General features: G+C 41.0%; 19 protein-coding genes and 2 pseudogenes. 8 read left to right on the top strand and 13 right to left on the bottom strand.

Annotation, left to right across the window (positions count from 1 at the left end):
* Window positions 1-61: 61 nt before the first annotated feature.
* Both RFX69_RS06975 and RFX69_RS06970 read left to right on the top strand, forming a co-directional pair.
* A pseudogene (locus RFX69_RS06975) lies at window positions 62-307 on the top strand (LysR family transcriptional regulator); the annotation flags it as partial.
* A gap of 2 nt (window positions 308-309) precedes the next feature.
* A pseudogene (locus tag RFX69_RS06970) lies at window positions 310-552 on the top strand (PLP-dependent aminotransferase family protein); the annotation flags it as partial.
* 2 nt (window positions 553-554) lie between these two features.
* Here the strand turns inward: RFX69_RS06970 and RFX69_RS06965 are convergent.
* From RFX69_RS06965 to RFX69_RS06930, 8 genes are all read right to left on the bottom strand, one after another.
* Window positions 555-1,583: an NAD(P)-dependent alcohol dehydrogenase gene (locus RFX69_RS06965; RefSeq protein WP_289332856.1), complete on the bottom strand. Its 1,029-nt coding sequence runs from the start codon at window positions 1,581-1,583 to the stop codon at window positions 555-557.
* A gap of 38 nt (window positions 1,584-1,621) precedes the next feature.
* Entirely contained in the window at window positions 1,622-2,182 is a 561-nt protein-coding gene (locus tag RFX69_RS06960; protein WP_000857019.1) for a DNA-3-methyladenine glycosylase I, read from the bottom strand.
* A gap of 30 nt (window positions 2,183-2,212) precedes the next feature.
* Window positions 2,213-2,458 (bottom strand): hypothetical protein, encoded by a 246-nt coding sequence (locus RFX69_RS06955; protein ID WP_001287365.1) that lies wholly within the window; start codon window positions 2,456-2,458, stop codon window positions 2,213-2,215.
* Window positions 2,459-2,467: 9 nt separating this feature from the next.
* Window positions 2,468-3,004 (bottom strand): M23 family metallopeptidase, encoded by a 537-nt coding sequence (locus RFX69_RS06950; protein WP_001253744.1) that lies wholly within the window; start codon window positions 3,002-3,004, stop codon window positions 2,468-2,470.
* Window positions 3,005-3,051: 47 nt separating this feature from the next.
* Entirely contained in the window at window positions 3,052-4,086 is a 1,035-nt protein-coding gene (gene mutY, locus RFX69_RS06945; protein ID WP_001113873.1) for an A/G-specific adenine glycosylase, read from the bottom strand.
* 140 nt (window positions 4,087-4,226) lie between these two features.
* Window positions 4,227-4,589, bottom strand: a complete 363-nt coding sequence (locus tag RFX69_RS06940) for an HIT family protein (protein ID WP_000130110.1) — start codon at window positions 4,587-4,589, stop codon at window positions 4,227-4,229.
* Between the two features lie 185 nt (window positions 4,590-4,774).
* The gene (locus RFX69_RS06935) at window positions 4,775-5,512 is read right to left on the bottom strand and encodes a dienelactone hydrolase family protein (RefSeq protein WP_000100767.1); all 738 of its coding nucleotides are present in this window, start codon (window positions 5,510-5,512) and stop codon (window positions 4,775-4,777) included.
* A gap of 171 nt (window positions 5,513-5,683) precedes the next feature.
* Complete coding sequence (locus RFX69_RS06930; RefSeq protein ID WP_000490267.1) at window positions 5,684-5,842, bottom strand: DUF1328 domain-containing protein; 159 nt, start codon at window positions 5,840-5,842, stop codon at window positions 5,684-5,686.
* A gap of 194 nt (window positions 5,843-6,036) precedes the next feature.
* Between RFX69_RS06930 and RFX69_RS06925 the strand changes: the two genes are divergently transcribed.
* The 3 genes from RFX69_RS06925 (at window position 6,037) to RFX69_RS06915 (ending at window position 9,148) form a co-directional block, all read left to right on the top strand.
* Complete coding sequence (locus RFX69_RS06925) at window positions 6,037-6,495, top strand: YcgN family cysteine cluster protein (RefSeq protein ID WP_000102817.1); 459 nt, start codon at window positions 6,037-6,039, stop codon at window positions 6,493-6,495.
* A gap of 109 nt (window positions 6,496-6,604) precedes the next feature.
* Window positions 6,605-7,777, top strand: a complete 1,173-nt coding sequence (locus RFX69_RS06920; protein WP_254946418.1) for a PQQ-dependent sugar dehydrogenase — start codon at window positions 6,605-6,607, stop codon at window positions 7,775-7,777.
* Window positions 7,778-7,882: 105 nt separating this feature from the next.
* Window positions 7,883-9,148 (top strand): replication-associated recombination protein A, encoded by a 1,266-nt coding sequence (locus tag RFX69_RS06915; RefSeq protein ID WP_001285409.1) that lies wholly within the window; start codon window positions 7,883-7,885, stop codon window positions 9,146-9,148.
* Between the two features lie 14 nt (window positions 9,149-9,162).
* Here the strand turns inward: RFX69_RS06915 and RFX69_RS06910 are convergent, their stop codons facing one another.
* The 5 genes from RFX69_RS06910 to dapA all read right to left on the bottom strand — a co-directional run bounded on the left by RFX69_RS06910 (window position 9,163) and on the right by dapA (window position 12,951).
* A complete protein-coding gene (locus RFX69_RS06910; RefSeq protein ID WP_272370941.1) occupies window positions 9,163-10,002 on the bottom strand; it encodes a formate/nitrite transporter family protein in 840 nt (279 codons plus the stop codon).
* A gap of 284 nt (window positions 10,003-10,286) precedes the next feature.
* Window positions 10,287-10,490: a hypothetical protein gene (locus RFX69_RS06905; RefSeq protein WP_000418560.1), complete on the bottom strand. Its 204-nt coding sequence runs from the start codon at window positions 10,488-10,490 to the stop codon at window positions 10,287-10,289.
* Window positions 10,491-10,682: 192 nt separating this feature from the next.
* On the bottom strand, window positions 10,683-11,402 hold the full coding sequence (gene purC, locus RFX69_RS06900) for a phosphoribosylaminoimidazolesuccinocarboxamide synthase (protein WP_000917863.1): 720 nt from the start codon (window positions 11,400-11,402) through the stop codon (window positions 10,683-10,685).
* A gap of 37 nt (window positions 11,403-11,439) precedes the next feature.
* On the bottom strand, window positions 11,440-12,042 hold the full coding sequence (locus RFX69_RS06895) for a hypothetical protein (protein ID WP_001177091.1): 603 nt from the start codon (window positions 12,040-12,042) through the stop codon (window positions 11,440-11,442).
* Between the two features lie 15 nt (window positions 12,043-12,057).
* Window positions 12,058-12,951: a 4-hydroxy-tetrahydrodipicolinate synthase gene (gene dapA / locus RFX69_RS06890; protein ID WP_000193600.1), complete on the bottom strand. Its 894-nt coding sequence runs from the start codon at window positions 12,949-12,951 to the stop codon at window positions 12,058-12,060.
* Between the two features lie 329 nt (window positions 12,952-13,280).
* On the opposite strand from dapA, the gene pncA reads away from it, so the two are divergent.
* The 3 genes from pncA (at window position 13,281) to RFX69_RS06875 (ending at window position 16,441) form a co-directional block, all read left to right on the top strand.
* Window positions 13,281-13,925, top strand: a complete 645-nt coding sequence (gene pncA, locus RFX69_RS06885; protein ID WP_289332857.1) for a bifunctional nicotinamidase/pyrazinamidase — start codon at window positions 13,281-13,283, stop codon at window positions 13,923-13,925.
* A gap of 54 nt (window positions 13,926-13,979) precedes the next feature.
* Complete coding sequence (locus tag RFX69_RS06880) at window positions 13,980-14,918, top strand: bile acid:sodium symporter family protein (protein WP_289332858.1); 939 nt, start codon at window positions 13,980-13,982, stop codon at window positions 14,916-14,918.
* A gap of 179 nt (window positions 14,919-15,097) precedes the next feature.
* Window positions 15,098-16,441 (top strand): MATE family efflux transporter, encoded by a 1,344-nt coding sequence (locus RFX69_RS06875; protein ID WP_289332859.1) that lies wholly within the window; start codon window positions 15,098-15,100, stop codon window positions 16,439-16,441.
* The last annotated feature ends 8 nt before the right edge of the window (window positions 16,442-16,449 follow it).

The following is a 16,449-nucleotide window of genomic DNA, read 5'->3' as shown; positions in this document are numbered from 1 at the left end:
GTAAATGTCAACAAACCCTAAGCAAAATATCTTTGATGTTTAGTCAATAATAGAATAAACGATGAAATCAACAATTGAAGAACTTGTTGCCTTTATCACAATTGTTGATACAGGTTCATTTGTGGCAGCAGCAGAACATTTAAAGCAAACACCTTCGGGGGTGAGCCGATCTTTAACCCGCTTGGAAGCAAAGTTAGATGTGACTTTGCTAGAGCGAACAACGCGTAAATTGAAATTGACTCAAGAAGGGCAACAATTTCTTATAAAAGCCCGTAAAATTTTAAATGAGCTGAATGCGGCCGAAGAAGGAGCCAGCCCGAAGGCGGATATGCATTATGGATACAGTTACCTAAGAGTGTAGATAGTTTAGCGCTCTATTACACTGCCCAAGCTCAGGGAATTACTGTAGTACCGGGCCATGTTTTTGGTGAGGATGAACGTTATCGGCATTTTATTCGTTTAAACGCAGGCCATGAGTTAACAGCAGATGTCCGCCAAGCAATTATGAGCTTGGCAGACTGGTCGCGACAACAGATGCAAACAGTGAGTTAGTTTTATTCTGCAAAGTCTGCTTTAAGCACAATACGGTAGCGTGCTTGACCTGAGTGTAGACGTTCAATTGCTTCATTGAGCTGTGACATTGGAAATAGCTCAATTTGAGGTGCAATTTTTTTGCGTGCGGCAAACTTTAAAAGTTGGCGTAGAGCAGCAGGTGAACCTGTAGGTGAGCCTGTTACTGACTTGGCACCATCGATAAGTGAGCCGACAGAAACAGGAACAGGTTCTAGGGTCAGTCCTAAAAAGTGCAAAGAACCGTTTGGTGCTAGCGTAGAAATGAAAGCACGCCAATTTAAAGTCACATTCACGGTACTCAGCAATAAATCAAATTTACCCTTTTGAGCTTTTACCGCTTCTGTATCGCGGCTATTCACCACATGGTCGGCTCCCATTGCTTTGAGTTCTTCGGTTTTATCTGGGTTAGAACTAAAAGCCGTAATTTCACAGCCCCACGCTTTAAGGAGCTTAATGGCAATATGGCCCAAACCACCAATACCAATCACACCCACGTGATGTGTTGCCTGTATTTTGTGTTTGAGTAGTGGATCAAAAACGGTAATTCCGCCGCAAAGTAAAGGGCCTGCACTTTCTGGGTCTAAATCTTCGGGAAGGGGAATGGCCCATTGCCAGCCTGCACGAACTTTATCGGCAAAACCACCCGCATGTCCCACGATTGTTGCTACATTTTCGCCCGTACAAAGAACTTGCTGACCACCAATACACTCATCACAGGCTTGGCAACTCTCGGCGGTCCAGCCAATACCGACACGTTGCCCAATTTGTAGTCCTTTGGCTTCTGAGCCTAAAGCAACAATTCGTCCAATAATTTCATGGCCTGCAATTACAGGGTACACGGTTGAGCGCCATTCATTATTTAAAACAGAAATATCAGAATGACACAAACCACAGTATTCAACTTTTACCTCAACCTGATGCGGTTGTAATTCACCTGCATCAAATTGGTATGGGACCAGTTTTTCACCTGCCTGCATTGCAGCATAAGCCTGAATCGTATTATTGCTCATCGGAAACTCCTTAAGCGGATTTGAACCGTTCTGGTGGGTTAGGAAGCTTTAAATTGACAATCGTTTTCATGGTCATTGACCATACCCACTGCCTGCATAAACGCATAGCAGGTGGTTGGACCAACAAATTTGAAACCATTTTTTTTGAGCGTTTTGGAAAGTTTTAGGCTGAGCTCAGTTTGAGCAGGAGCCTTACGATAATCTGCAACATCATTGTTTTGTGGCGCTGCATCTACAAACTGCCAAAGCCATTTAGAAACATCACCAACTTGGGCTTTAAGGGCTTGCCAAGCAATCGCATTATCACGAATAGCTTTGAGTTTCCCCAAGTGACGAATTAAGCTTGCATCGGATAGTTTTGTTTCTAAAAAGTCATCCGTAAATGCGGCAATGTCAGCAATAGGATGATTAAAAAAGTGCTGGCGGTAGCTTTCTCTTTTTTTTAGTACGGTAATCCAAGATAGACCTGCTTGTTGTCCTTCAAGACAGAGCATTTCAAATAATCGGGCTTCGTCGTGTTCTGGTTTTCCCCATTCTTCATCATGGTAAGCAATATAGAGTGGATCATCGGAACACCATCCGCAGCGTTGAGTTTTCATGATGATACTCCTTATATTTATCTTGGTATTTTAGAGTTTGAATGGTACCCATTCATTTGGGCGAGTATCCCAATAATACAGTTCAGCTTGAGTTAAGTCTTCAAACTTTAGCCAAAAGTCTTTGCCAACTTTATCTGAAAAACCGGTACTGATCAGTAGGGCATCATCACTGATTTCCATGATCCAGCCTTGATAGCTATTGCCATTTAAAATGATCTTTTGCTGGTTGCCAGACTCGGCAAATTCTACTAAGCGATTGATCAGCGCTTCCGACATAAAATGTTCCTAGCGTAAATATGAATAAGGATTAACAGCACCACGACCTTTACCATCTAAGTAAAGACCATAATGAAGATGAGGTGAAGTATAACGTGCATTGCCCGTGTTGCCGACATAGCCAATTAAATCACCTTTTTTGACATAGTCACCTACGTTTAAGCCACGTTTATGTCCATCAAGATGAGCATAATAATGCCATGTTCCTGCTGGGCCTAAAATCCAGATGACTTTGCCACCGAGGTTATTATTACGAAGATCGGCAATGAGCCCTTCAGTTGCACTGTACACTTTGGTTCCACGTGGAGCCAAAATATCAATTCCTTCGTGGCTACGGCCCTGACTCCGAGCAGCTCCCCATGTGTCTTTTAGCTCATCTCGATCGACACCTTTTACCGGAACAGGAAGCCGACTTGGAAGCTGCATACTCTTGAGTTTGCTAACTTGGGCTGGTGAAAGCGGGGCAGGTTTTTTAGGCGCACTGGCACAGGCTGCCAATAGAATAATGAGAAAACCAAGTGAGAGATGGGAAACTAAACGTCGCACAAAATACTCCCTGTCACAGCCATATCAAAATTATTTTGCTCACTATGTCATGAACGGCTTGTCGAGATCAATTTTTTCATAGCAGTTGGAACACCTTTAGCAATAGCTTGTTCTGGACTCAGCCATTGGCCTTCAAGTTCAATCGCCAGATGTTCTTTTTGATCAAGTTCCACGTGGAACACATGAGCATTAAGTAACCATGTGAAGTGAGTAAAGCTATGACTGATCTGAAAAGTTTGTGGTTGAGGTTGTAGCTTAAATTGCTGACTTAATTTCAAGCGTTCATGTTCATTTTCTAAAATAGGTAAACAAAATAAACCGCCCCATAGACCATGAGCTTGGCGTTGCTGCCAGAACCATTCATCTTCGCACTGAATAATAAGAACATCTGCCGTTTTAACAGGCGGTGTTTTTTTCGGTTTTTTAAAAGGTAATTCTTGTTCTAAACCTTGCTGATAAGCCTGACAATGAGCTTGCATTGGGCAATATAAACAAAGAGGTTTTTTAGGCGTACAGATGGTCGCACCCAAGTCCATAATTGCTTGAGTGTAGTCATGATTGCGTTGGGTGGGACAAAGCTCTTCAGCCAGTTTCCACATTTCACGTTCGTGCTGTGGTTTGCTTAAGTCATCTTCAATGGCAAAGAAACGGGCTAAAACGCGTTTCACGTTGCCATCCATAATCACGCCATACTGACGTAAACCTAAAGACATGAGTGCACCTGCGGTCGAGCGACCAATGCCGGGTAGTGCAATCCATTCTTCTAGAGTTTCAGGAAATTTGCCTTGCTGTGCTACAAGGCCGGCAGCTTTATGCAAATTGCGGGCACGAGCGTAATAGCCAAGACCTGCCCAATAAGGGGCGACTTCATCCCAAGTTGCATAGCCTAAAGCTTCTACAGTTGGGAAGCGCTCCATAAAGCGGTCAAAATATTGCAGAACTGTTTTTACCTGAGTTTGCTGTAACATAATTTCAGAAACCCAGACTTTGTATGGATCATCTGCGACTTGCCAAGGCAAATCATGCCGACCATGTTGATCGAACCAGTTTAAGAGGGCATCAGAAAAAGAAAATTCAGGCATGAACAGCTATAGAAGAAAAGTAAGGGCTAAATTATAGCTGAAATTTGGGTGAAATTTTGTTTAAAGCAACCGAAGAAAATGGACATATGAAAACAGGGACTACATCAAAAATGTAGTCCCTATTCTATGAGTAAAAAGGATTAATCCTTTTGTACACCCCAACGTTGATCAAGTTTCAACGGTTGATTTTTGTAATATGGAATGACATGAATGTGGAAATGGTCAGAAGTCTGTCCAAACACTTCACCATCATTAAAGCCAATATGGAAACCGTCTGGCTGATGGCGAAGCTGGGTTTCATGACGGGCAATTTCAAGAAGTGTCAGTAAGCCTTGGTGCTCTTTAGACGTAATATCAAAAAACGAGCTGACATGGCGTAGTGGAGTCACTACACAGTGACCTTTAGACAACGGATTTGGGTCTGGTAAAATTACAGCAAATTCATTCTTATCAATGATGTCATATTCATCAAAATCGCAATACGGACATTTCTTGTCAGTCATTGTTGTATCCTCTCATGTTATTCCATTAAACCCCGAGTGCGGGAAATAAGACTAGGCTTTGCTCTAGCTCAACGGGAGTATATTTATTGAAGTATGGTTTAAAAAATACAGTAAAAATATTGCAAAGTCATAAACATTTAAGGGAGCAAATGCGAAAAATGCCATTTGCTCCAAATTTGCTTCTTTTATTTTAAAGTACGTTCTAATAAAGCGTACATTTTAGCAAGGCCTTGTTTCTCCGCTTCGCTGTTGTAGCCAAGGTCTACACCATTCGCTTTAGCTCTTTCATCTGCAAGCGGGTTACTAAAGCCATGTTTAGCATCTTTTAAAACCACTACCTCATGTTTAACCTCAGCAGCTTGCATCTCTTTTTCAAAATTAGCAACATCTTCTAAGGTGACCATGCTGTCTAGTTCACCATGTAGAACCAATACCTCACCTTGAATGTTGCCTTTTTGAGCAGGAGCCTTAGGAGCTAATGTACCATGGAATGTCGCAGTTGCTTTGAGGGGAGCACCTGAGCGAGCTAGATCGAGTACCACTTTGCCACCATAGCAAAAACCTACCGCTGCAAGTTTTTCACTATTTACTTCCGGTTGAGCAGCCAAAGTCTGAAGACCTGCGTTGGCACGATCAGTTACCGTGTCTAAATCTTCAAATGTCTGCATCATCCATTCATAAGCTTGAGCTGCAGTCGTTGTTACTTTTTTATCGCCATACATGTCAATTGCAAGTGCAGCATAACCGTGTTCAGCAAGTTCACGCGCACGTTGTTCAGTGTATTCGTTACGACCCCACCACTCAGGACCAATAATGACACCTGGTACAGGTGTTTCACTTTCTGGAGCCGCAAAGTAACCAATTAAATGGCTACCATCTGGTGCAGTATATTGAATTTCACGGGTTTTAATTGCTGTACTCATGACATTAATCCTGAAATTAAATTCGATTTAAATACGCTTGATTAAAGCATAAAAAATAAAAGCCATATAAATAACTATGTAAAAAACTACATCAAAAGAAAAGCATAGAAATATTTATGCAATAAAAAAAGAAGGAACGAGTTCCTTCTTTTTGATATGGTCATGATTAAATTAAGTTCGGCCTCGCGAAATAAAACCAATAACAGCGAGAATTACAGCTATCACTAATAAAATCACGGCAAAGTCTTTAGATAACCCTGCAACACCACCAAACCCTAATAGACTGGCAATGAGTGCAATCACTGCAAAAATTATTGCCCAACGGAACATATGCTGTCCTCCTTATTTTTCATTGTCTTTTTACTATATAGCGTGTTTTTTGCACGAAATGTGTCGTTTATGTGGTTGAAATGTATATTAAACAATCATTTTGTGATGCCAAAAATACGGCTTCTTTTCTTAAGACCAGCGTACTTCAATGCTATAATCTGACTTTGCTTGATCTATATAGCCGTTAAAATCTTATGTCTACCGAGACCTCACTTCGTCCATTGTTTTGGAAAAATTATACGCTAGAGCAACTGACTCAGGCTGAGTGGGAGGCACTGTGTGATGGGTGCGGATTGTGCTGTTTGGTCAAGCTAGAAGATGAAGATACACATGAAGTTGCGTACACCAAAGTGGCGTGCAAGTTACTTGATTGCAATACTGGACGTTGTTCTGACTACCCAAACCGTCAGCAGCAAGTACCCGACTGTTTACAACTAACGCCGGAAACCTTAAAAACCATACACTGGCTGCCATCGAGCTGTGCCTATAAACGTTTGAATGAAGGTAAAAATTTACCTTCTTGGCACTATTTAAATACGGGTTCCAGACAAAGCGTAGTGAAAGCGAAAAAGTCGGTAGCAGGGCGTTGTATTCCTGAAACTGATGTACATGAAGATGATATCGAAGATTATGTGGTGCGTTGGGTGCGTTAATACGCTCCCGATGAGCATTTTTAATTACAGCGTATAATAAAGTAACATTTTTATCGTAAATTTTTTAATCATCTCCGTTATATAAAAATAAAAGCAAAAGGAGATAAAAATGATGAGACGATTAGCAGCCCCCTTATTATGTAGTAGTTTCTTCTTGTTAATGGCCTGTGGCTCTAATAATACTAATTCAAAAAATCCTGAACAAAATACAACTGCAAAAACAGAGCAGACCAGTGCTGCCAAACAAACTTATCAGGTCGAGGCAGTCGCACATTTTAATGAGCCTTGGGCGATCACCAGTTTGCCTGATCAGCGGTTATTGGTGACTGAACGGCAAGGTAAGCTAAAAATTTTTAATCCACAAAATAAACAAGTGCTAGATGTTCAGGGTGTTCCAGCGGTGAACTATGGCGGACAGGGCGGTTTAGGGGATGTTGCTCTACACCCAGACTTTGCCAAAAATCACTGGATATATCTTAGTTATGCAGCCAAAGGGCAAGGTGGGTCTGGTGCAGTGATTTCACGTGCAAAATTAGATTTATCTAATCCTAATCAGCCAAAACTCACCGATATAAAGCAGATTTGGCAGCAAGTACCTAAAGTCTCAGGACAAGGCCATTATGGGCATCGCATGCTTTTTGGTGCAGACGGTAAGCTTTGGGTCAGTTCAGGTGAGCGCCAAAAGTTTGACCCTGCCCAAAATATGAAAAGCAACTTGGGCAAAATCTTGCGTTTAAATGACGACGGTTCAGCAGCCTTAGGTAACCCTTTTTATGAGCAAGGCGGTGTCACTGCTGAAATATGGTCACTTGGACATCGTAACCCATTAGGAATGGCCTTTGACCGTAAAGGACAGCTATGGGTGGTTGAGATGGGGCCAAAAGGTGGTGATGAGCTTAATATTATTACCAAAGGCGAAAACTATGGTTATCCGATTGTTTCAAATGGAGATCATTATTCAGGTCAGCCTATCCCAGATCATCACACGCGCCCAGAGTTTAAAGCGCCAGAAATTGACTGGACCCCTGTAATCTCACCGTCGAGCTTAATTATTTATCGCGGACAACAATTTCCCGCATGGCAAAATAAAGCTTTAATTGGCGGGTTATCTTCAGAAGCAATTGTAGTTGTAGATTTAGAGCATAAGCCCGTAAAAGAAGTACAAAGATTAGAGATGAAGCAACGTATTCGTGGGTTACATGAAGCACAAGACGGTTCAATTTGGGTAATTGAAGATGGCCCCAATGCTCGTTTACTCAAGCTGAGTAAGAAACCCTCTTAATGCTAGGAAATACCCTGTAAATAAAGGATGTGTCTCATAGATTCAAATTGTAGATTTCTGTGAGACACAATAGACTATAGTGAAAAGACGATAAAGCTATTTGAGATGTCAGACACCCATATTCCACTTCCTGAACGCCTGCGCCCGAGAGACTTGTCTGAAATTATTGGGCAAGATCATTTGTTAGGTGAACATGCGCCCTTACGTCAAATGATTGATCAGGGGCATTTGCCTTCTATTATTTTTTGGGGGCCGCCAGGCGTCGGTAAAACGACAATTGCTTTGCTTTTAGCTCAGGCAATAGATCGTCCATTTGTGAGCTTATCTGCGCTAAATACGGGCGTAAAAGAATTACGTGAAGTGATTGCAGAAAGTGGTGACTTACTGACACCTGTAGTTTTTATTGACGAAATCCATCGCTTTAATAAATCACAGCAAGATGCATTATTAGGTGCCGTAGAAAAAGGTAAAATTACATTAATTGGCGCCACCACTGAAAACCCGTCTTTTGAAGTCAATAGTGCACTTTTATCACGCTGTCAGGTCTATACCTTAAACAGTTTAGACAGTGAAGCAATTCAGACGCTACTTAACAATGCACTCCAAAACGATAAATTTTTAAAAGAACGCTATATTCATATTGAAGAGTATGATGCTCTTTTACAGTTTGCAGCAGGTGATGCTCGTAAGGCACTCAATTTACTTGACTTAATTGCAAGTACTTTTGAGCCCGAAGTTGAAAATACCATTACCAATGCGGTTGTAGTAAAAGTCGCTCAGCAAAATATTGCGCGTTATGACAAATCGGGTGAACAGCATTACGACCTCGTTTCTGCCTTTATCAAATCGATTCGTGGTAGTGATCCGGATGCGGCTTTGTACTGGATGGCGCGGATGCTTAAAGGTGGGGAAGATCCGGTTTTTATTGCAAGACGTATGTTGATTGCCGCTTCAGAAGACATTGGAAACTCGAATCCAAATGCATTATTGCTTGCAGGTGAATGTTTCCGTTCTGTACAGGCGGTGGGAATGCCTGAGGCTCGAATTATTTTGGGTCAAACAGCAGTTTACTTAGCAACGAGTGCAAAAAGTAATAGTACTTACCTCGCGATTAATAAGGCCTTAGAACTTGCTGAGAAAACGGCAAATTTACCAGTACCTTTACACTTGAGAAATGCGCCAACCAAGCTGATGAAACAGCAAGGTTATGGAATTAATTATCTCTATCCTCATGACTACCCAGAGCACTTTGTACTGCAAGACTATTTGCCACCTGAGTTAAAGGGAACCAAACTCTATGAGTCGGCAAGAAACAAGCGTGAAGTTGAAGGTGAACGCTTACAACAACGCAGATGGCAGCAGGAACAATAGTTTATTGTTTCTTGCTATTGTTCCAATTCTTCAGTCACCTGACCATAAATCAGCAGGGTAAACACGCCTGTACCACCAATAATATTGCCAATGGTGGTTGGGATCAGGAAATTAAACATATATTCACCAAGAGAAGCTTCTCCTTGCCAGACCAGATAGGACATTTCGGTAGAGCCAACGACCACATGGGTAAAATCGCCTAGTCCTATCAGATAAGTCATGAAAAAGATGACTAGGAACTTATTGCTGACGGAAGGTAGCATCCAGACCAATGCAGCAATTAAAAGACCAGACATAACCCCTTTAAGCAGATTTTGGGTGGCGGAAAAAGACCCAACATGATGTGCGAGCTCATCTAGGGCTTTGTCAATGTTTGGAGTAAACAGGTCGGTGGTCAGGAAGAATAAACTCGCCAAAGCTGTTCCAATGATATTGCATAGAAACACGATTCCCCATAGACGGCCTACAGCTCGTAATTTGTCTAAGGTAAAGGGCTTAAATAGGGGCACAACTGTAGTAATGGTATTTTCGGTAAAGAGTTGCATGTGTCCTAAAATAGCGATCAGGAATCCAATGGTATAACCGAAATTGGTAATTAAATCGGTCCAGATGGCATCAGTTGGGATATAAGAAGCAATAATCGCTTTAAATACAAATGAAAAACTGATGACGAGACCGGCTGCAATGCCTGAAAAGATGAGCGCGGCTGTCGGGCGATCTAACTCTTCGGCACCATCACGGCGAATAATTTCATATACTAAACGGGGCGACAGTTTCTCGTGTTCTTCAACTGCCATTTTTTCACGCCAGCTTAGGGTTTGATCGACTTTCTCTTCTTCTAGTTCATGGTCCATCGGGTTTACTCCTCACTGAATAAATAATTTATATTTATCGTTTTTTATTTATTGTTAAGGCAGTGTTCAGGATAAATCTAGAAGATTCCTACCAGCTTTATGTGTTTTTTTATAAATTGAACACTCTGGGGGTAAGCGAACTAGAACAATAATGTATGAAGAAAAGAATCGACCAGACCTGAGAGAAAAGTTAAGTATAAGAAAAGATAGTAAACTCAAACAGCCTGCTATAAAAGTGTAACGTTGAAGTTAAGCGCTTGTAGTCATGAAAATGGCAACAATAATTAAAACAAGGTATATGCTCTCAAGGTACGTATGAGTTTCATATAGTCGCCTTGGGAAGCTTCAGAAATGACAGTTTCGACTTCAGCTTGGCTCCATCCCTGCTTTAAGGCAGAGTGGCTAAAATTAGATAAAATCACTAATGGATTTTCACCAAAATGGATTGGATGATTCATTAATCTCTTTTCAGGCTTAAATAGTTCCATAGACTCATCCTATTTAAAAATTTAATTATTGTGATGCAATTTATATTTTTTTAGATTTTAGTGCTTTGTTTTGAGATTGTGCAAGTCATAATTTAATTAAATATACAAATCTGTCTACTTTTCCTAAATTCTAGGGTGCTGAAAATAAAAAAACCGAGCTGAAATGCTCGGTTTTTTATAAAGTTGAGCTGATTAGATGTCAGATAAATCTACGCCTAAACGAGCAGCAACTTCTTCATAAGCTTCAACAACACCGCCTAAGCCTTGACGGAAACGGTCTTTGTCGAGTTTTTTCTTAGTATCTTTGTCCCATAAACGGCAACCGTCTGGAGAGAATTCATCACCAAGTACGATACGATCATGGAAAACACCAAATTCAAGTTTGAAGTCCACCAAAATCATGTTGCCTTCAGCAAATAATGCTTTTAATACATCATTTACTTTATAAGTTAACACTTTCATTTGTTCTAACTGTTCAGCAGTCGCCCAACCTAAAGCAATCGCTTGAGATTCGTTAACCATTGGATCGCCTAGGCCATCATCTTTGTAGAACAATTCAAATGTAGGAGGAGTTAACTCTTTACCTTCTTCTACACCTAAACGACGGCATAGAGAACCTGCTGCATAGTTACGGATTACACATTCAACAGGAATCATTTGAAGTTTTTTAACAAGAACTTCAGTTGGAGAAAGCAATTTTTCAAAATGCGTTTCGATACCCGCTTCAGCAAGTTTTTCCATGATGAAGGCGTTAAAACGGTTGTTCACCTTGCCTTTACGATCTAGTTGTTCGATTTTTTCGCCATTGAACGCAGAGGCATCATCACGAAAGACTAAAATCAGATGGTCGGCATTGTCTGTTTCATATACAGATTTTGCTTTACCAGTATAGAGCAAGGTTTGTTTTAACATGAGGGAACCTTTTTTAAAAAAAATGCCTAGTAAACGACTAGGCTGGCCAATTTTGGTAAATCTGGTTTAACACTTCTGCGGCAACATCAGGGCTAGCAAAAGTGTTATCTGGATTAAATAGAGCAAGGCTATGACTAGAGCCAACACCAGTGAGCTTAAGCACATATGTATTGTCATTTACTTTAATCGTCGCTTGATTGTTACCTTGAGCGATGACGTTGTAATTTAACGTGCTTAACGTAGCTTTGGTGTATTGCCAAATCTCGGCAGTACTTCCATCAATTTTTAACAGTGGATTTTTATTACCATCTGTCACAAGTTGAGGGCGACCAAGCGCACTACCTGTTTGAGCAGATGCATCTGCTGTCGTATCAGTTTGAAGTGGTTCAGGACGTGGCAATGCAAAACGATTGCCACGCTTGTTTTCAAACTTCGGTGCGTGATCGATAGCAAGCTGGTCTACTGTTGGTGCAGGATACAAAGGTGTCGCTGGTCGTACAGTTGCATCGGCAGGGTACTCAAGTGGGGCGAGTTGCTTTGCATTTTTATAATCTAAAGAGTGATTATTGAGTGCGAAGCGACCACAGCCAGCTAAACTTAAGGCTGAAACTGCAAGGACTAAACCAAGACGTAATTGCATCATAAATTGCTCTTATTAAATAATTCCCGCATCTTTTAGGGCATTGCGGAGAGGTTCGCGATATTGCTCAGCGAGAGGAGTGAGTGGTAAACGAATACCAGTATCAATCAGTCCCATCTCATGTAGTGCCCATTTCACAGGAATTGGGTTTGATTCGCAAAATAGAATATTGTGTAAATTTGCAATCTTATTGTTAAGCGTCTTTGCTTGTTGCTCATCTTTTGCAATTGCAACCGCACATACTTCGCTCATTGCTTTAGGTGCAATGTTTGCAGTAACCGAGATATTACCGTCTGCGCCAAGAAGCATAAGTTCCCATGCAGTTTCATCGTCACCTGAGTACACAGCCATCTTGCCGTTTAAAGCATCGATTAAAGCTTTACCGCGCGGTACGTCACCTGTTGCATCTTTAATGCCGACAATATTTGGAATTTCCGCTAAACGAACAGCTGTATCGTTTGACAAATCTACACCTGTACGACCAGGTACGTTGTAAAGAATAAGCGGTAATTCAACAGCTTCAGCAATCGCTTTATAGTGTTGGTAAAGGCCTTCTTGAGTCGGCTTGTTATAGTATGGGGTTACAAGTAAAGCTGCATCTGCGCCAAGGTCTTTGGCAGCTTTAGTTAATTCGATTGCTTCACGGGTTGAGTTTGCACCAGTACCGGCAATAATTGGAATACGTTTGTTGGCTACACGAATAATTTCTTTAATAACCTGTGTGTGCTCTTCCATGCTCAATGTTGAGGCTTCGCCGGTTGTACCGACGGCTACAATACTGTTTGTACCTTGTTCTATGTGCCACTCAACCAGCTTCTCAAGACTCTTCCAATCTACACCGCCATCTTTCAACATGGGAGTGACGATTGCGACGATTGAGCCTTGAATGGTCTGTGCTTGCTGAGTCATTTTAAAAAATATCCTATTTATCCATCCGAATCTGAGGTAAGAAAAACAAAATGTGGGATGGTTGCAGTATTTTGATTGTCCAGTTCTAACAATAACAGATTGTTGAATGACAATTATGCAAATTATGACTGATCAGACGCATAAGAACAATATGCTTGACTGATAAACCCTATGTAAACTTGAGCAAAACATAGAATGCCAATTTGATGATTTCAAGTAAAAGACAGTAAAAATGAGAATATGGTGCAATTCTTCCAACCTCTACTTAACACGGTCTTTTTTATGGCAAGATAAAATGCATATTTTTCCCGAATGGGACTTAAGATGGCATGAAAATGAATAAACAACCACAAAATTCGGCTTTAGTCGTAGTTGACGTGCAAAATGGTTTTACCCCTGGTGGAAACCTAGCAGTTGCCGACGCCGATACGATTATTCCGACCATTAACCAATTGGCAGGTTGTTTTGAAAATGTAGTCCTCACTCAAGACTGGCATCCGGATAATCACATTTCTTTTGCAGCCAACCATCCGGGCAAGCAGCCATTTGAAACGATTGAACTGGATTATGGATCACAGGTGCTTTGGCCTAAGCATTGTATACAAGACACTCATGATGCCGAATTTCATCCGGATTTAAATATCCCGACAGCTCAACTGATTATCCGAAAAGGTTTTCATGCTCATATTGATAGTTACTCAGCTTTTATGGAAGCTGACCACACCACAATGACAGGTTTAACGGGATATTTAAAAGAACGTGGTATTGATACGGTCTATGTGGTTGGAATTGCCACAGACTTTTGTGTCGCATGGACTGCTTTAGATGCGGTTAAGCAAGGCTTTAAAACTTTAGTAATTGAAGATGCGTGCAAAAGTATTGATCTTAATGGTTCATTAGAACAAGCGTGGCAAACTATGCAGCAACAAGGGGTTATCCGTATTCAATCGACTGATCTGTTGAATGAATGCTAGAGATACTGATTTTGATGCTTGGACTTTAATTGCGATTTGGTATGGATGAACAGTATGTCTGCATTACTCCGTTTTACTCAGTTTGTTCAAAAGACGTTTGCCCTATGGGTAATTATTTTTGCAGCTCTGGCGCTATGGCAACCTGAATTTTTTGTTTGGCTCAAAGCGTACATCCCATGGATTTTGGGCATTATTATGCTTGGCATGGGAATGACCATGACCGTTGATGATTTTAAAGGGGTACTACAAAGCCCTAAAGCCGTGTTAATTGGGGTTATTGCGCAGTTTGTCGTGATGCCGGGCTTGGCATTTATATTATGTAAATTATTTAATTTGCCTCCTGAAATTGCGGTCGGCGTTATTTTGGTAGGTTGTTGCCCAGGAGGAACAGCTTCAAATGTCATTACCTATATGGCCAAAGGCAATGTGGCTTTATCGGTCGCCTGTACCTCGGTATCAACACTCTTGGCTCCTATGTTAACACCTGCAATTTTCTATCTACTCGCCAGCCAATGGCTAAAGATTGACGCGGCTTCGATGTTTATTTCGATTTTGCAGGTCGTACTACTTCCGATTGTAATTGGGCTGATTTTGCGAACTTGGCTTAAACGTCAGGTTGAATCCTATATTCAAGTCATGCCATTAGTTTCAGTGATTGCAATTGTAGCGATTGTGGCAGCCATTATTGGTGGCAGTAAAGCAGCTATTTTACAGTCGGGTTTGCTCATTTTGGCGGTAGTGATATTGCATAATGGGCTTGGATATTTATTAGGTTTTGCCGCAGCGCATTTCTTTAAATTGCCTTATGCGGACAGTAAAGCAATTGCGGTAGAAGTAGGAATGCAAAACTCAGGCTTAGGCGTGGCGCTTGCAGCAGTGCATTTTGCGGCTTCCCCGATTACTGCCGTACCAAGTGCTATTTTCAGCCTTTGGCATAATATTTCTGGTCCTGCACTTGCGACTTATTGGGCAAGTAAACACAAACAAGAATAACTATATAAACGATATACATTAGAAAAGAAGACCAAACAGATAGTTTGGTCTTTTTATTTAAAGCACTTTTTATTTGAGCTGAATTTAAAACTGGTATGTCTTTTGCTTCGAATTGATGCACTAAAAATAACGTAAATATCAACATAAATCGCAAAGAAAAAAAATAAGGCATTTTTTTGATGAACCAGATTTTTAAATTATTTATTCCCATGCTCTCTAGCAATTTGATTCTAATTTTAAGTGGATTGATTGATATTGCTTATGTAGGGCATTTTAGCAATGATCATGTTGCCGCCTTATCGGTGACCTTATCTTTATATACAGTGGTTTATGTCATTGGAATGGGGATACTGCAAGGTGTGATGCTTAAGCTCTCGGAAGCTTATGGTTGCCATGACATACCACGTATTCGTCAAATTTTTATTCAAGGCGTTTGGCTGATGTTAGGTTCGGCATTGGTGAGTATTGCCTTGCTTTACTTGTTCCGTGATCTACCAAAATTATTTGGTGCATCTGAACATGTCGTTTTAATTACTAAAAACTGTATTTGGGCTTTGGTATTTATTTTACCTGCCCATTTACTGATGCGCTTATTTACAGCTTTGTCTCAGGTCACTGAAAATGCGTATAAGGTTTTATTATCAGATAGTCTTTTCTTCATTCTTAAAATTATTTTGTCTTATCTTCTGATTTATGGTGTCGCTTTATTTTCAATTCCGCCACTCGGGGCGATAGGGGCGTTGTTAGCCACTATCATTGTACGGTGGTTTATGTTGACCGTTTATTACCTGTTTTTTCTAGAGAAAAAGTACATCTTTATTGAACATCCAGAACGGTCAGATGAAGATAGCCGGCAAAGTCTGCGTATGATTTTAAAAATAGGGATACCTACTGCGATCATGGCGTTGATGGACGTTATTGCATTTTGTTCAGTTGCTATTCTGATTTTGCCTTTCGGGAGTGTGGTGTCTGCAGCCCATCAAATTGTCGCGAGCACTGGCGGTTTCATGTTTATTTTTCCTTCATCAATTGCCTCGGCTTATAGCATTTTGGTGTCAAGAACTATGGGCAGCGGCAACATGAAAGAAGCAGACAAAATTGCCAGACAAAGTATATGGGTAATTATGGCAGTGAGTGGCAGTTTATCCTTGTGTTTATGGTTGGAGAGGGGCTTAATTGTCACGTTCTATTCAGATGATTTGGCTGTACAGATTTTGGCTACATCACTGCTCTTGATTGTCTGCATGTCTCATTTTCTCGATGGCTTAATGACGTTACTAACCTCTTTGCTGCGTTGTTGGGATGTGTCGATTTTACCCATGCTGATTTTTTTAGTCGTGGTGCTATGTTTCGGATTGGGCGGTGGTTGGTGGATGGCTTATAAAGGGCTGCACTGGGGAAGTCACTCTATATCTGCAATGGGAATTTATGGTTTCTGGAGTATGGCGGCCATAAGCTATTTAGTAGCTTGTGTATTGAGTGCCTTCTGTTTTCGTTTTAGAAAGCAATTAAGAGGTTTTTGATTGGGTAG

This window comes from Acinetobacter sp. 148 (assembly GCF_031196675.1).
Classification (GTDB): Bacteria; Pseudomonadota; Gammaproteobacteria; order Pseudomonadales; family Moraxellaceae; genus Acinetobacter; species Acinetobacter baumannii.
The sequence above is the reverse complement of the archived record's forward strand: the minus strand, read 5'-3'. Positions and strand labels throughout refer to the sequence as shown.

Coding starts and splice junctions, on each gene's coding strand:
- RFX69_RS06965 (WP_289332856.1), bottom strand. CDS start 1,583: ATGAGCAATAATACGATTCAGGCTTATGCTGCAATGCAGGCAGGTGAA.
- RFX69_RS06960 (WP_000857019.1), bottom strand. CDS start 2,182: ATGAAAACTCAACGCTGCGGATGGTGTTCCGATGATCCACTCTATATT.
- RFX69_RS06955 (WP_001287365.1), bottom strand. CDS start 2,458: ATGTCGGAAGCGCTGATCAATCGCTTAGTAGAATTTGCCGAGTCTGGC.
- mutY (WP_001113873.1), bottom strand. CDS start 4,086: ATGCCTGAATTTTCTTTTTCTGATGCCCTCTTAAACTGGTTCGATCAA.
- RFX69_RS06940 (WP_000130110.1), bottom strand. CDS start 4,589: ATGACTGACAAGAAATGTCCGTATTGCGATTTTGATGAATATGACATC.
- RFX69_RS06935 (WP_000100767.1), bottom strand. CDS start 5,512: ATGAGTACAGCAATTAAAACCCGTGAAATTCAATATACTGCACCAGAT.
- RFX69_RS06930 (WP_000490267.1), bottom strand. CDS start 5,842: ATGTTCCGTTGGGCAATAATTTTTGCAGTGATTGCACTCATTGCCAGT.
- RFX69_RS06925 (WP_000102817.1), top strand. CDS start 6,037: ATGTCTACCGAGACCTCACTTCGTCCATTGTTTTGGAAAAATTATACG.
- RFX69_RS06920 (WP_254946418.1), top strand. CDS start 6,605: ATGATGAGACGATTAGCAGCCCCCTTATTATGTAGTAGTTTCTTCTTG.
- RFX69_RS06915 (WP_001285409.1), top strand. CDS start 7,883: ATGTCAGACACCCATATTCCACTTCCTGAACGCCTGCGCCCGAGAGAC.
- RFX69_RS06910 (WP_272370941.1), bottom strand. CDS start 10,002: ATGGACCATGAACTAGAAGAAGAGAAAGTCGATCAAACCCTAAGCTGG.
- RFX69_RS06905 (WP_000418560.1), bottom strand. CDS start 10,490: ATGGAACTATTTAAGCCTGAAAAGAGATTAATGAATCATCCAATCCAT.
- purC (WP_000917863.1), bottom strand. CDS start 11,402: ATGTTAAAACAAACCTTGCTCTATACTGGTAAAGCAAAATCTGTATAT.
- RFX69_RS06895 (WP_001177091.1), bottom strand. CDS start 12,042: ATGCAATTACGTCTTGGTTTAGTCCTTGCAGTTTCAGCCTTAAGTTTA.
- dapA (WP_000193600.1), bottom strand. CDS start 12,951: ATGACTCAGCAAGCACAGACCATTCAAGGCTCAATCGTCGCAATCGTC.
- pncA (WP_289332857.1), top strand. CDS start 13,281: ATGAAAATGAATAAACAACCACAAAATTCGGCTTTAGTCGTAGTTGAC.
- RFX69_RS06880 (WP_289332858.1), top strand. CDS start 13,980: ATGTCTGCATTACTCCGTTTTACTCAGTTTGTTCAAAAGACGTTTGCC.
- RFX69_RS06875 (WP_289332859.1), top strand. CDS start 15,098: ATGAACCAGATTTTTAAATTATTTATTCCCATGCTCTCTAGCAATTTG.